At 40.0% G+C, this 13,676-nt stretch carries 13 protein-coding genes; 2 read left to right on the top strand and 11 right to left on the bottom strand.

What is annotated here, in order from left to right; all coding sequences use genetic code 11:
• Positions 1-167: 167 nt before the first annotated feature.
• The 3 genes from ACOZ9X_RS00145 to ACOZ9X_RS00135 are packed head-to-tail and all read right to left on the bottom strand — an operon-like array spanning position 168 to position 4,425.
• Positions 168-1,442 (bottom strand): ABC transporter substrate-binding protein, encoded by a 1,275-nt coding sequence (locus tag ACOZ9X_RS00145; protein WP_423416499.1) that lies wholly within the window; start codon positions 1,440-1,442, stop codon positions 168-170.
• 38 nt (positions 1,443-1,480) lie between these two features.
• Positions 1,481-2,623 carry a response regulator transcription factor gene (locus ACOZ9X_RS00140; protein WP_423416498.1) on the bottom strand — a complete coding sequence of 381 codons (1,143 nt, stop codon included), beginning with the start codon at positions 2,621-2,623 and terminating at the stop codon, positions 1,481-1,483.
• Positions 2,624-2,646: 23 nt separating this feature from the next.
• Positions 2,647-4,425 carry a sensor histidine kinase gene (locus ACOZ9X_RS00135; protein ID WP_423416497.1) on the bottom strand — a complete coding sequence of 593 codons (1,779 nt, stop codon included), beginning with the start codon at positions 4,423-4,425 and terminating at the stop codon, positions 2,647-2,649.
• A gap of 485 nt (positions 4,426-4,910) precedes the next feature.
• Here ACOZ9X_RS00135 and ACOZ9X_RS00130 point away from each other — a divergent pair, with 485 nt between their 5' ends.
• Both ACOZ9X_RS00130 and deoD read left to right on the top strand, forming a co-directional pair.
• Positions 4,911-6,083 (top strand): MFS transporter, encoded by a 1,173-nt coding sequence (locus ACOZ9X_RS00130; protein ID WP_423416496.1) that lies wholly within the window; start codon positions 4,911-4,913, stop codon positions 6,081-6,083.
• Positions 6,084-6,186: 103 nt separating this feature from the next.
• Entirely contained in the window at positions 6,187-6,897 is a 711-nt protein-coding gene (gene deoD, locus ACOZ9X_RS00125; RefSeq protein ID WP_066398387.1) for a purine-nucleoside phosphorylase, read from the top strand.
• A gap of 50 nt (positions 6,898-6,947) precedes the next feature.
• Here deoD and ACOZ9X_RS00120 read toward each other — a convergent pair whose 3' ends face one another.
• The 8 genes from ACOZ9X_RS00120 to ACOZ9X_RS00085 all read right to left on the bottom strand — a co-directional run bounded on the left by ACOZ9X_RS00120 (position 6,948) and on the right by ACOZ9X_RS00085 (position 13,611).
• Positions 6,948-7,193: a hypothetical protein gene (locus tag ACOZ9X_RS00120; RefSeq protein ID WP_423416495.1), complete on the bottom strand. Its 246-nt coding sequence runs from the start codon at positions 7,191-7,193 to the stop codon at positions 6,948-6,950.
• 43 nt (positions 7,194-7,236) lie between these two features.
• A complete protein-coding gene (locus ACOZ9X_RS00115; protein WP_423416494.1) occupies positions 7,237-7,884 on the bottom strand; it encodes a hypothetical protein in 648 nt (215 codons plus the stop codon).
• 132 nt (positions 7,885-8,016) lie between these two features.
• Positions 8,017-8,775: a TrmB family transcriptional regulator gene (locus tag ACOZ9X_RS00110; RefSeq protein ID WP_423416493.1), complete on the bottom strand. Its 759-nt coding sequence runs from the start codon at positions 8,773-8,775 to the stop codon at positions 8,017-8,019.
• 433 nt (positions 8,776-9,208) lie between these two features.
• The gene (locus tag ACOZ9X_RS00105; RefSeq protein WP_423416492.1) at positions 9,209-9,724 is read right to left on the bottom strand and encodes an immunity protein YezG family protein; all 516 of its coding nucleotides are present in this window, start codon (positions 9,722-9,724) and stop codon (positions 9,209-9,211) included.
• 59 nt (positions 9,725-9,783) lie between these two features.
• Positions 9,784-10,284 carry an ankyrin repeat domain-containing protein gene (locus ACOZ9X_RS00100; protein ID WP_423418190.1) on the bottom strand — a complete coding sequence of 167 codons (501 nt, stop codon included), beginning with the start codon at positions 10,282-10,284 and terminating at the stop codon, positions 9,784-9,786.
• A 308-nt stretch (positions 10,285-10,592) separates the two neighbouring features.
• A complete protein-coding gene (locus tag ACOZ9X_RS00095; RefSeq protein ID WP_423416491.1) occupies positions 10,593-11,042 on the bottom strand; it encodes an SMI1/KNR4 family protein in 450 nt (149 codons plus the stop codon).
• A gap of 201 nt (positions 11,043-11,243) precedes the next feature.
• The gene (locus tag ACOZ9X_RS00090; protein WP_423416490.1) at positions 11,244-11,762 is read right to left on the bottom strand and encodes an SMI1/KNR4 family protein; all 519 of its coding nucleotides are present in this window, start codon (positions 11,760-11,762) and stop codon (positions 11,244-11,246) included.
• Positions 11,755-13,611 (bottom strand): ribonuclease YeeF family protein, encoded by a 1,857-nt coding sequence (locus tag ACOZ9X_RS00085; protein WP_423416489.1) that lies wholly within the window; start codon positions 13,609-13,611, stop codon positions 11,755-11,757. Before ACOZ9X_RS00085 ends, ACOZ9X_RS00090 begins: the two co-directional genes overlap by 8 nt.
• Between the last annotated feature and the right edge of the window lie 65 nt (positions 13,612-13,676).

Below are 13,676 nucleotides of genomic sequence, written 5' to 3'. Positions count from 1 at the left end.
GAAACGTACGAATGTGGCTCACCGCCTGCCCCGTGGAAAGCGAGCAGCCTGGAACGGAAATCAACACTTCCAAAAGCAACAAAGCTTACGAAAACAGCCTTATAAATTGATTGCGGAGTAATTCAACAACTTTCACAACAAAAAAGACCCCTTATGAAGGAGTCTCATCATTCTTGTGCTTTCCGTGCTCTGTCCCAAGAGAGCTGAAATTCGCGCAACAGCTGATCACGTGTCAATTGTTTACCTACATACATCTGCATGGCAGATCCGAACTCTTCTTTCACTCCAGCCGGAAAACCGTTCCAGTTGGCATCCAGTGTGTTGCCTTTTTTGTATGCGGCTATCGTTTCTTTTGCAAGTGGACCTAAGTCATCCGTTTTTATGTTTTTAAAAACCGGAATGAACTTAAAGCGCTCGGTGATGAACGTTTGCCCTTTTTCAGAACTCACCATCCAGTTTAAAAATCGCTTCGCTTCTTTTTTATCTGATGAATCCGCCTGCTTGTTCACGACCCAATAGTTCGGCACGCTCACAACCAGCTCATCTGACTTTTCTTCGTTTATCGGTATTGGCATAAAGCTAACCTCTAGGTCTGAAGCACGTTCATCGATCATCGGCTGAATCCAGTTTCCTTGAAGAATCATCGCAGCTTTCCCTTTTGCAAAGAGGTCAACTTCCATATTGTAATCCGTCGTTAACGGGTCGGCGTTTCCGTATTTCAGCGTAACATCCAAAAGGTCGATCACATCCTGAAACAAGGGATTATCCGGGATTTGCACTTCACCTATATTCAACTTTTTTATAAAAGTATCAGGATCATTCTGTCTCGCAAAAGCCACGTTTAAAAGGTGGACACCGAGCTTCCAGTCCTCGTAATAGCCCGTTGCGAAAGGGGTGATTCCTTTTTGCTCTAGCTGCGCGGCTGTCTTTTTCAGTTCTGAAAGTGTCTCTGGTACTTGCCCAACACCCGCACGTTGAAACAGCTCCTTATTATAGATGAAGCCATAGCCTTCTAAATTCATAGGCATTCCGTACACGTTGCCGTTCATCTCCATCGCGTCAAGCGTACCTGGATAGACTTGTTTCACCCACCGCTCTTTTGACAGGTCCTCTAAATAAGGCCGCCACGTCTCAGCATTCTCATACCCTGTGTTTGTAAAAATATCCGGCCCCTTACCAGAAGCGAGCTCCGCTTTTAAGTCGGAATAATCATCAGCTGCGCCCCCGACCGTACGAATCCGTATATCAATCTCTGGATTTTCTTTTTCATATACTTTCGCGAGCTCTTCAAATTCAGAAGCAATCTCTACTTTCGGGTTTCGGATATCAAGTACAACCTTTTTCTCTATCTTTTCTTCTTTTTGGGGCTTTGAATTATTCTCTGTCTGACAGCCCGCAAGAAGAATCGCTATCATACCAATGGTTACATAATGCTTTTTCATGTTTCGTGAAATCACCCCTTTCTCTATAAAATCTCTGCTTATGATTTTTCACCATTTCGAAACTCAAACGGTGTTATCCCTACTTCTTTTTTAAAAAGCTTAGAAAAGTATTTTTCATCTTGATACCCGAGCATCGTCGAGATCGAAAAGATGCTCTCATCACTTTCCTTCAACCAACGTTTCGCCTGATCAATCCTCAGTTTTATTATATATTTGGACAAAGTCATGCCCGTTTCTTGTTTAAATTTGCGAGAGATATGCTCCCTGCTGAAAAAGAACCGGTTCGCTAGTCTTTCTAAACTCATATCTTCCATGTAGTATGTTTCAACATACGAAATAATATCGTTCATGCGCTGTTTCGCTTCAAGTTCGTCCAACCGCTGAATGGATCGGTAGTTCTGGTTTTCCAGTTCCCTTTGAAGATGATTATATTTCTCGTGAATCTCTTGAAGTGACTGAAGCTCGCCCTTTACGAGGCGCACCGGAATATCGAGCTCACGACTTAAATGCTCTTCAACGAAAAACCATTCCTCCGGCAAGGTAATGAGCACACTTTGATTACAGTCATCCGGCAGCATCACAGCATTTCCAATTTCCTGATCTACCAACTCATCAGCTAGTTTTTCGATAAAAGGTGCTGGTTGATGCATCTGATAGAACGTTAACAATGTAAAATCATATTTTTCCGATGGTGGCAGGTTCGATCCGATAAAATCGAGGTCTGCCGGCTCACCGAGACAAGCGGCTAACATCGTCTGACTCCATCGAATCTTGACCGCGTCCTCTTGGTACAGACGAGACTTTCTTTCCTCATCATAAGCCGCAACCGCTTTTTTCAGCACGTTGTTAAACGCCTCATCCTCGACCGGTTTTAGTAAATAGTCGAAGCTGTTGTGCTGAATGGCTTTTCTCATAAACTGATAATCATCGTAACCTGTAATCAAGACCACTTTGCCTTCATACGAGATAGAATCCAGCCACTCGATTAGATCCAAGCCACTCATGCCAGGCATCTTAATATCGGTAAAAATAATTTCCGGCTGCTCTTTTTCAATAATTTTCTTCGCTTCATTTCCGTTTGCTGCTTCCAAGAGCTCCGTTATCCCGTGTTCATTCCACTTTCCGATATACCGGATCACATCGCGGACATTGAACTCATCGTCAGCTATCAACACCTTCATCTTCGTTTCCCTACTTTCTGTCACTAAACCTTTGGCTCATCGCTAGAAACTTTTGGAATGACAATCGTCACCGAAAAACCTTGTCCATTCGGCTGATCCACTAGGAAATCAGCTTCCGTGCCATAGTTTAGAATCAGTCGCTGATATATATTCTTCAGCCCGATATGTTCGTTTACAGGGGTACCTTCCGCTGGCGATCGATAAATGTTTTCTCGTAAACGTTCTAAATCGCTTGATGTGATTTCAGGTCCTTTATTATTTTCAACAACCAGGTAGAGAGAATCTCCTTTCACCTCACCTGAAACCGTCAGTTGCGCTTCGTAAAAGCCCTCTTCATACACATGCTTGAAAAAATTTTCAACGAGCGGTTGTAAGGTCATGCTTGGAATCTTACTCTCTAGTACCTCGTCACTAAAATCAAGCGAATAATGAAGCTCTTTTCCGAATCGTGCCTGTTGCAGCGTGAGGTAGGCCTTAATATAATCCACTTCGTTCTGCACGCTCACCCACTGGTTCGCTTGCATGGAATAACGCATCATCTTAGACAGCGAAGTTATCAGGCCGTACACTTGCGGTGACTTCGAACGCAGCGCTACCGCTCCGATCGATTGCAGAGCATTGAACAAAAAGTGTGGGTTCACTTGTGACTTCAACGCACGAAACTGATTTCTCCGATTCTCGATCTCCAACTTATATTCACGATTGATATGAAGATTGATTCGATCCGTCATGTCTTTAATATGTCGTTCCAAGTGACCAATCTCATCTTGGCGATCGTTCTCAAATGGTATTGTGATATGTCCCCCTTCAATCCCGCGCACCTTCTCGCTCAGTTCGCGAATCGGCCGAGAGATTTTGTATGAGATGAAACTGATCATGAGTAGACCTAAAAGGCCGACACCTAGTCCGACGATGATATTGATGGTTGCCGTCTTCCGAACATCACGAAACAGTACGTCACTCGGCGTTTTTTTCACTAACTTCCAGCCTTCAACCGGTCCATCTAACGTCTTTGTTAATGAAATTTCTTTATCTGTTGTGCCTTTTTGAATCCGACTTTGTAGGTCGGCCGGAACACGCTTACCAATTAATGAAGAATCCGTCGCATACATAATTTCATTTTGATCATTGATCAGATAAGCTGATGACCCGTTTTCTCCCGCTAAGTTACTTACGATTTTTGAATACTCACCTAAACTGATGTCCATCGTCATAATTCCAAGAAACTTGTCAGACGGCACTTCCTTTATTTTATGATGAATGCTTAACACCTTCGTACGGTCTGACTCTGGAATAATAGCCGCATTGTTGTAGTTTTTAATCACATGAGGCGGCTCGACCAGGTAATTTTTATTGGATTTAAACAATTGTTTAATGTGTTCTTGATTCAGTAGCTCCGGCTGCGGTTTTCGCGTACTAACTGTCGCATTATAAACGGTAAAAGACTCTTTTCCTTCATTTAAATAAAACCGCAGCTGGCGAATCTCATTTCTTGTTAAGTAAAACGTCTCAATACTCTTCTCGACTGAATCCTGATCAAAATAGATCGAGTCTTCAAATCCCTCTGTAAAAATGCGGAACAGATCAGGATTTCGATACAAGATATAGGGAAGGTTCACCATGTCATCAAAATATTGTTGGAGGTCTTCCGCATTCTTCTCCAGCTGCATCTTGCTGTTGTTGAGTTCATACTCTTCAACACTGTTCTTCGTATAAGCATATATAAGAAAAATCGTAAAAAAATACGGCACGATAATAAAACCTAACAGCATGAGCAACAAACGACTATGTATACTTTTCACGCGTGACCTCCTTTACATGAAGTTTTTCCTTTTATTGTGCAATCAAAACGAGGTTTGGATGTTTTAGTTGTTCGTCTTGGTGGGTGGTTTTGTGAGGATTTAGGTGGTGCGGGATAAGCTGTGAAAGGTTTTTAGCAAGATATTTTGAATCTGACAGATTAACCTTTGAATCCGACAGATTGCCGTCGCCAACAATACAATCAGCTCGGGTGAAGACGCATTATCCTGGTGCACCCTCAACACTGCGAGCACTTACTGTCGACTTTCATGAAAATACTGTCCACTTTTCGAATTTTACTGTCCACTTTCGATAAAATACTGTCCACTTTTACACATTTACTGTCCACTTCACGATCTTTACTGTCCACTCCAAATTCACCTCTCCCTCAAACCCTATTTATAACATCAATTTCGTTATTGCCACCACACTCAAAATAAGTTACCATTACAGGGGTAACTTTTATATAAAAGAAGGTAGATAAAATATGAACAAACGTGTTTATTTGTTAACGATCGTATCGTTTGTGGTTGGGATGGTCGAGCTGATCATCGGCGGTATCCTTGACCTGATTGCTGACGATCTTGGTGTTAGCCTCGGTAAAGCGGGCTTTCTGATCACGATCTTCTCGCTCGTGTTTGCCATCGCGGCACCTATCCTGCTTACGATGACCGCTCACATCGAGAGAAAACGTCTAACCATTATTTCTTTATTTGTGTTCCTAATAGGAAACACACTTGTAATCGTGAGTCAGACGTATTCGATGCTGCTCATTGCACGAATTCTATCAGCGGTTAGTGGTTCGTTGCTCGTTGTACTCTGTGTGACGATGGCTTCTAACATTGTCGAAGAAAAATACCGAGCTCGCGCAATTGGCGTTGTGTTCATGGGGATCAGTGCTTCGCTCGTACTCGGCATACCGGTCGGTTTAATGCTCGGAAATACGTTCGGTTGGCGCGCGCCATTCATCCTGATCACAGCACTTACCGTTTTATCCATACTCGGTGTGCACTTCTTTATGAACACGTTGGCTCCAAAACCAGCGATTCCAATCAAAGAACAGCTGCGCACATTAAAAAATCGTCGTATCTTGTTTGCGCAGATTACGTCGTTCCTGTTCTTAGCTGGTCATCTAACGTTATACGGGTACCTGACTCCGTTTTTAAAAATGGCGCTTGGACTTAACGGAACATGGGTGAGCATCGTATACTTAATATTCGGTGTTGCCGCGGTCTTTGGCGGTGGAATCGGTGGTATGCTCGCTGATAAGTTCGGTACAAAACCTACGATTATTGGCGTTATTATTGTTTTCGCGGTCTCAATCTTTATGATTCCTTATACAACGTTTGCTTTTCCGCTATTTTTAGTAGTCATGGTGATCTGGAGCATGCTCAGTTGGGCGATCACGCCGGCGATGCAGAGCTATTTGATCGAGTCATCACCTGAAACATCCGATATTCAGCAGAGTCTGAACAACTCAGCGCTTCATTTCGGGATCGCGTTCGGGTCCATGATCGGTGGAATCGTGATTGAGAACGCATCTGTCGAGAACAACGCAACGGTCGGTGGACTGCTGATCATCTTAGCACTTGGTACCGCTGTGCTTTCTATGACAAAAAAAGCACGCCGGTCTGCAGAATCTGCACATACTATTAGCTAGGTTGCGAAAACTATGGCATGATGAAGGTAGAGAAATTTTTGGTAAGTTACATTCTTTTGAGGAGGTGAAACCATTACAATCGTAACGATGTAATGGTGAACAAATGAGTATTCATATCGGCGCAAAACAAGGTGAAATCGCAGAAAGCATCCTATTACCAGGGGACCCGCTTCGTGCAAAATATATTGCAGAAACATTTTTAGAAGACGTAACATGCTACAACGAAGTGCGCGGCATGCTTGGGTTCACAGGAACATACAAAGGAAAACGCGTATCTGTTCAAGGGACAGGCATGGGGATTCCTTCAATCGGGATCTACACAAACGAATTGATTCGTGAATATGGCGTAAAAAACTTAATCCGCGTTGGTACGTGTGGTGCGATCCAACAAGACGTAAAAGTGCGTGACGTAATCCTTGCGATGACAGCATCAACAGATTCTCGCATGAACCACTTGACGTTCCCTAACATCGACTTCGCACCTTGCGCAAACTTCGATCTTTTAAGAAAAGCGTATGAAGCTGGAACGGCAAAAGGCTTAAAGATCAAAGCAGGTAACGTGTTAACAGCAGACTTGTTCTACCGCGACAGCATGGATATCGTGAAAAAGCTTGCGGATAACGGTGTGTTAGCGGTTGAAATGGAAACAACAGCCCTTTACACGATCGCAGCGAAATACGGTGTGAACGCCTTGTCTATCTTAACTGTAAGTGACCACATCTTCACAGGTGAAGAAACAACATCTGAAGAGCGCCAAACAACGTTCAACGATATGATTGAAATGGCTTTGGAAGTTGTGAGTACACAAGAATAATAATAAGAAAACTGCACTCTGTATGGATAGGGTGCAGTTTTTCTTTCCCTCTATAAGGACTCGTTTTCTTCCCTTTTTGCTTTTTCTTTCATGTAATCCTCATAAGCGTCTTTAACTTTATCTTTTTTGGGAGCAATTTTAGAGATTCTTTGGTGAAGGTCATTTAGAAGGTAGATTCCCCTAAATAAACAACCGGCGATAATCGCAAAAGCAATAACTCCCCCAATCTCTGGACCAAGCATAAGTAAGAACGCACCTAACAAACCACTTAACACAATCGATAATAAAAGATACATACGAATCTTTCCTTTCAATTTCTATTTTAATCAATCATTCTCATCAATCTGACCAGTAAAAAAGGCTATCAAATATCTTATACTTGCCTCCAAGATCAGGAATGCAAAGTAGCGTGGGGATATCCGCTTTAAACGGAAGTTCTTGTTCTAAATATTCTTTCTCTAAAAAAGAATACCCATATTTTTTGAGGATGGCTTGAATTTCGTTAAATTCGTTATCCCAATCTCCAAAAGGTAGTTTCCCAAAGTCTTCACTTAGTTCTGCAAATGAATGGTTTTTGCTAAACGTTTCGTAACTATATCGAGCTTTTACTGATTCATTCTTTTCTTTATAGCGTTCATCTTTTGAGAATATAACAACTGGAGCTAACCTGTTAACATATAAGACAACACCTGTATAACCTGTGGAAGTAACCCAAACATCGTCTTTTTCGTAATATTTCTTGGTTTCTTTTTGGATGATGCTGCGTCCACCTTTTTTAACACAGAAAATTTCTACGTAAGATGCATACCCACTGCCATAGTGATCAAATTCTCCAAAACAATCAACAGAATTCGATTTTTTTAGAGATTCAAACAAGTCTAGTATATGATTTTCTATTGTTTCTTCGTTTTTTGTGTCATAAGGATGAGCAACACCAACTGGTTCGCCTGAAATGATTAACTTGAGTTGTTCGTTGTCAAAGCGCATTTAAGTAACACTTCCTTTTTGCTTGTAGAATTTAGTGCTCTTCTTATATCGGTAGAAATGATTGGCTTCACATAAAAAAATAAGGCTCAAAAGAGAATTTTAAATATCCTTTCGAGCCTACTTACTTTTTATTTAGTATCTTAACTTCATCAATACACTCTTAATCTCTTCATCATTCATCATCAGTTCCGAATGTTTCTCTGTAATCTTAGCCAGTGCCACATCATGATAAAAGAACTCAATAAAAACCTTGATAAATGGTCGAGATTTTGTTTTCAATGCTTGCCAGCTCTGACTTTCCATCCCTGCAAAGATGACTTCCGTCTCATCAACGACAACAAGACGAAAACGCTCCAGGGAGTGATGTTCTTGTGCAGGGATCAAAGTATGCACATGAGACAGGGGCGACTCCAATTCACCTACAACAAGCACTTCCACATCCACACCCTGCTTTTCCTTTTCTTGCAGAATCGATAGAATCTCTTGAATATCGTCTTGCCAGCCAGAAACGCGAATGGATTTCTCCGCCGTTTGGAGAAGCTGCTTCGTTTGTGCGCGAATCGACGAATCAACCTTCAGACTCCAAACGTGTTCATCGTAAAATTTCCGCTTCGACGTATTATTTTTGAGCTGCTCTACGTTTTCTTGAAATTCTGTAGTCAGCTTCTCAATCACGATTGATAACGGAAGCGCAGTATACAGCTTCTTTTTTTCTGACACCGAATCCAGCACCATGCCTTTTTCGATCATGCGCGATAGCACTTCATATATCTTGGATTTCGGAACACCGGAGTATTTAACGATATTTGTCGCGTCCATTGGTTCCTCGCTTGATGCAAGAACCTCGAACACCTGACTTTCGTATTGTGAAAAACCGAATTTTTGTAGCATGGTTCCTCCTAAAAATAGCCTCTTATCTTCTACAGCTATCTTAAAACAATTATGGCCTTACTACTAGTCCTTGAAACGTTTCTTTGTATCGCCAATAGAATGATTCTCCCACAATATTTTTTGTTTTACTGTTTAATGAGCTTAGACTAGTTATTTATGCAAGCTTTGGTTTTTAATATCTTGTCACTTGTATGTTCTTAATGAGTTTCATCATCAGCAGACCGAATATAACTCACCTATTGAAATCAAACTCCCAAATATTAGCCATTCACTAGCAACAGTTTTGTAAGATTCTATAAACCAGTTAAACATTTTTTCATTCCTGTCAAAATTCACAATTTAGTTAGAACGAATTCAGTAAATCTCTCCTACTTTAGTTAAATATACTGAACTGAACCAATTGTAATTAAAAAAAACACTTGACCGCCTTTTGTTATAGACAATTAAGTGTTTTCTTTTTTTTTGGCCACTTTTCTTCAAACTCTCTCATTTCCTCTATTAGATTTAAATCTAGTTCTTCGTTGTTATTATTCGCATATTTATATTCAAAATACTTAATTCTAGCTGTTGGACCAAATTTACTTTCATGCCATTTTGTATAATCAAAATGAACATTTAGTTTTCCTGTATCACTTAATAATATTGTTACTGAAAACCAAGGATCTTGTTCATTTTTTATAAAAACGTTTTGTAGTTCAGCCGTTAATTGAAATAATTTGTGAAGCTCTTTATTATAGATTCTTTTATCTACACTATATAATTTCGGAATATAATGTGAAAAAATGTGTTGTTGCTCACCTTTAGGAGTAAAAAAGAAATATACTCCTCCTTCTCCATCTTTAACTTCACCGTTAAAACAAAAGTTATCCCACTCAGTTGGTATCATATCATTAACTTGTTGAGCAATTGATTTATATAAAACATTTAATTCCGTCTCAAAACCAATCAAATTTAATCCCCTTTTTTAATATATTTGTTATATTATTATGTTTCTAATACAAAGCAAAATTATTTTTTCCCGTCCATCTTCTGTCTTAAATACTCTGCAATATCTGTCTGCCCAAACTCTCTCGCATATTGATATGCATTCATATTTTTCAAGCTCTCTCCCGCATATCGTTTCGAAATGTCAATTCCTGATTCTACTAAGAGCTCAACTATGTCTTTATGCCCGCCATAAATTGCTCCGAACAATGGATTCCTTTTTGCTAAGCTCTCATCTAATTCTGCCCCTGAATGTATCAAATATTTTACGAACTCCAGATCCCCTGCACCTGCTGCTAAATTTAATGCTGAAGCATCAAAAGTTCCACCTTTTGTGTTAATATCGATTCCTTCTTCAACTAGATGTTTACATATTTCAAGATTTCCATGTTTGGCAGCTACATGTAGCCATGTGCCAAACGTTGTCATCGTGTTTAAGACTTCTTTGTCCTGACCAATTAATAGCTTAACTTTATTGTTCTCGAAGTTTTTAATGGCATGCCTGATTTCTTTATATAGATTCATATTAACCACGGCCTTACCTCCATATGAATACGTAAACATTAATAAGAACACTACCAATTGCTAAGCTCTCTAAAAGTATCCTCAAGATAATCGTTAAAAGTATCACACTTCTATACTATACAATTCTATCATTTGAGTAATTAAAACACTGAATATCTGCCATCCTATACTATTACTTTCTCTGTTACAAACTCTATACGTATCCTTCACATATTCCATCGTTCAAAGATAAAATATGTCATCTTGAGAAAAAAATCTTGAATGACATGTTGTCATTCAAGATTAAAATCAATCTTTCTTAAAAAAATTTATTCATCATGTGTTTCATGTAACATGCTTAAAAATTGGTTAATATCATTGGCAAGAAAGTACATATTACTCATGTCATCCGGATTCTCTGATTCTTGTTCATGATCCCAAAAATAAATATTTTCATAATAAGATTCATTCGTTCCCAAACAAATCACGTTACCTGCAGAATCATCTGCAATAGGAATGAACCCGCTCGGAAGCCTATACTCATATATATCGATTACCTTCTCTAAATTATCGTACATATTTCCGATCCCATTAAATACATTTAGTACACTATGCCCTTTTTCATCTGATATTTTAAATGTACTAGCGGAAGGGTAACCACCATTCCACTGAAGTAAGAATTGTTTATATTTTTCGGTTAACTTTACTTCGTTTTCATTTTCAAATTGTTTAATGGTTTCTATTGAAATTTTTTCGTTATTACTTCCTAGCATTATCATTGTAATATCCTCCTCCGCTTTACTTAAATCATATACTGCACGCTTCCAATTTCCATGCATTAGTATTAAAAAACACTTGTTACCTTATGAGGGTAATCAAGTGTTTGTAATTAATTCTTTTATAACTTTGACTTTTTCATTTACTCAATAGGTCACATGCTTCGGTGAACTATGGTTGATTATATTCACTTTACCTATTTGCTAGCTCTTTAAAGCCAAAACTTCTTCTCGATTGTAGTCAATCATTGCTAAAAAAAATTCAGCAAAATTCTCAAACCTATCTATTTCTTCTCCAGCAAACCAAAGTATTTCTCCTGGTTTAGCTGAATTTGGTAGGCTTAATACAAATAGATCCTTATCATATTCCGTAGCAGCTATTGGCAATAGTTCACTTCTACTAACACCACTTTCTTTTAATACCTGATCATCAATAGCTGTTAATAGCATTTCAGCATATTCTTTTTTAGTGGAGTCTTTCAGTTGTTCAGTACCAAATAAGTCTACCGTTTGATAAAAACCTTTCCAACCATTTGCATGTTGTAAGAAGTCTCGATACGTTAAGTCCAGTTTATAACCTAACTCTTCTTCAAGATCTAGAAGACTTTCTTCAGTTGCTCCTACCTCTGGAAAATGATGTGGCCAAATTTTCTCTACATCTTGTTTCATTAATTCTTGTTTTACTAAAATTAAAGTTGCTATCATGTCTTTCCAATTAATCATCTTTTAGTTCCTCCTCTACGAATTTAAATTCTGTAGGTTTATAACCAACAGGATATTTATTAGCCTGTCCTCCAATACTCATATTAACTTTTGGATCAAGATCTAACCAACTATGTGGATCCGGTTTGCCCATCCAAGTTGTATCAGGAACATGACCAACATGCCCTTTATATGCTTCTCCATTGTCAGCCGCTCTTTTTCCTTCGAGCCTTGCTGCACGTGAAGCTTCTTGTCTTAGTTTACCTTTTGTTGACACTCTTCCTGTAGGAGATAATACTCCAGCTTCCAAAGCTTTATTAGAGCCTTCAACATAGGCCTTAACTTGCTCTATCTGTTCATCCGTCGCTCCTGGTGGTGCTTTTACCTCTACAGTACCACTTAGCTCACCCGTCCCTCTAGTAACCGAAGCCTGCTGCATCAAATCCTTAACAGTCTTCGTCTCCGTGCTAATCGTTCTAATCACATGACCGGTCGGTGACGCAAACGCGTGAACTTTAAATCCTACTGGAATGTGTGTGTTGCCTACGTTATGCTTTATGGTCTTAGCCATTTCTTCAGCCTGCAAAACCTTCTGTCTCGCATATTGAGTGCTGTAAGGGAATTTCGTTTGAACAAATTTCCCCATATCTACTTTACTCAAACCATATCCTGCACCGCTTACTCCTACGATTGCAAACGCATTAAACAGACTCTGGTTACGCTGTTGTTCCGTTAATTCATTGCCAAACATGTCTTTCCCTGTGAAGTACTCCCCAAAACCGTTCGCTGACACAAGTCCATATATGCCATATTCGGCCTTTTGGAGATTCTTGAGTCCTTGCGCCGTTCGGTGGGCATCAAGCATATGATTCGCGGCGTTTGCTCCTTTTACCGTTTTGTAGATGGCCGATCCACCTTTACCGATTCGCCCAGCCCAACCGACGAACGGAACGAAGCCTGCTGCTGCCATAGCGCCAGATGTCACGCGTTCCGCATCACTCAGCTTGCGTCCTGTGACAGGATCAACGCCCGTTGCGGCTCGCTGTGTATCGTAATATCCGGTTACTTCACCTGTAAACGTACAGACAGTGTCCCACGCCTTTTCGTAAAAAGGTCTGTTTTCCATTTCTTCGATTTCTTTTGCAATCTTTCGATCCTCTTTTTGCTGCTTTTTAAACGTCAGATAATCAGAGGTATCCTTTTTCGCTTGTCCGATCGCTTTGTAGACTTCGCTATTTTGGTAAGCTTCCGCGTTAAAGTTGAGCGGAGATATGGTCTCCCCTTGCCTTGTTGCTTCCATTAGCTGTGCGAACAGCCCGTAAATATGCTGTTCTTGGTTTTGTGAAATGCTGTACTCTTCTGATAAGCGTTGGTCGAACTCGTTTACTTTCTCGACCGTATCAGATCGTTTTTTCTCTGCTTTATCCATCTGATCTTCGAAGGTATCTTTAGAAAATACCGATAAAGAGACAAGGTCATTGACTCTATTAAAAATATGCTGCAGAGCTTCTTGTTGATTAGCGACCATATCCTTCGCCTGTTTTCCCGCTCGCTCCACGTTCTCTTCTAAAAAAGGCACCTGCACGAACGTGTCTCCAGAAAGATCCACATCCTCCGTATCTCCAGGAATGCCTTTAAAAAAGCCAACATTCGTATCGATCAAGCGAATCCATGCATCGATAACATCCATCTGCCCCTGGTAGAATCCTTTGATTGCATCTGCTCCATGTCCCTTAAAGTCATGGTTCTTTACTATTTTACTAAACTCTTTTTTTAAAGTCTCAAATTGTTCTCTTAATTGCTCATAATGGTGGGCTCGTTCACTGGTTGCAGCTTTTAAGGTTGAGGCTTCGTATACTTTGCTTCCCATTTACTTTTGCCCTCTTTCGTCTGTAATGTTTTCCTATTTTACACTTCCTTTATTATCCAATAAGT

The organism is Fictibacillus nanhaiensis (genome assembly GCF_049537595.1).
In the GTDB taxonomy this organism is placed as follows: Bacteria; Bacillota; Bacilli; order Bacillales; family Fictibacillaceae; genus Fictibacillus; species Fictibacillus nanhaiensis_F.
Note: the sequence above shows the minus strand (reverse complement) of the source record. Positions and strands in the feature narration are given on the sequence as shown.

Coding starts and splice junctions, on each gene's coding strand:
- ACOZ9X_RS00145 (WP_423416499.1), bottom strand. CDS start 1,442: ATGAAAAAGCATTATGTAACCATTGGTATGATAGCGATTCTTCTTGCG.
- ACOZ9X_RS00140 (WP_423416498.1), bottom strand. CDS start 2,623: ATGAAGGTGTTGATAGCTGACGATGAGTTCAATGTCCGCGATGTGATC.
- ACOZ9X_RS00130 (WP_423416496.1), top strand. CDS start 4,911: ATGAACAAACGTGTTTATTTGTTAACGATCGTATCGTTTGTGGTTGGG.
- deoD (WP_066398387.1), top strand. CDS start 6,187: ATGAGTATTCATATCGGCGCAAAACAAGGTGAAATCGCAGAAAGCATC.
- ACOZ9X_RS00120 (WP_423416495.1), bottom strand. CDS start 7,193: ATGTATCTTTTATTATCGATTGTGTTAAGTGGTTTGTTAGGTGCGTTC.
- ACOZ9X_RS00115 (WP_423416494.1), bottom strand. CDS start 7,884: ATGCGCTTTGACAACGAACAACTCAAGTTAATCATTTCAGGCGAACCA.
- ACOZ9X_RS00110 (WP_423416493.1), bottom strand. CDS start 8,775: ATGCTACAAAAATTCGGTTTTTCACAATACGAAAGTCAGGTGTTCGAG.
- ACOZ9X_RS00100 (WP_423418190.1), bottom strand. CDS start 10,284: ATGAATCTATATAAAGAAATCAGGCATGCCATTAAAAACTTCGAGAAC.
- ACOZ9X_RS00095 (WP_423416491.1), bottom strand. CDS start 11,042: ATGATAATGCTAGGAAGTAATAACGAAAAAATTTCAATAGAAACCATT.
- ACOZ9X_RS00090 (WP_423416490.1), bottom strand. CDS start 11,762: ATGATTAATTGGAAAGACATGATAGCAACTTTAATTTTAGTAAAACAA.
- ACOZ9X_RS00085 (WP_423416489.1), bottom strand. CDS start 13,611: ATGGGAAGCAAAGTATACGAAGCCTCAACCTTAAAAGCTGCAACCAGT.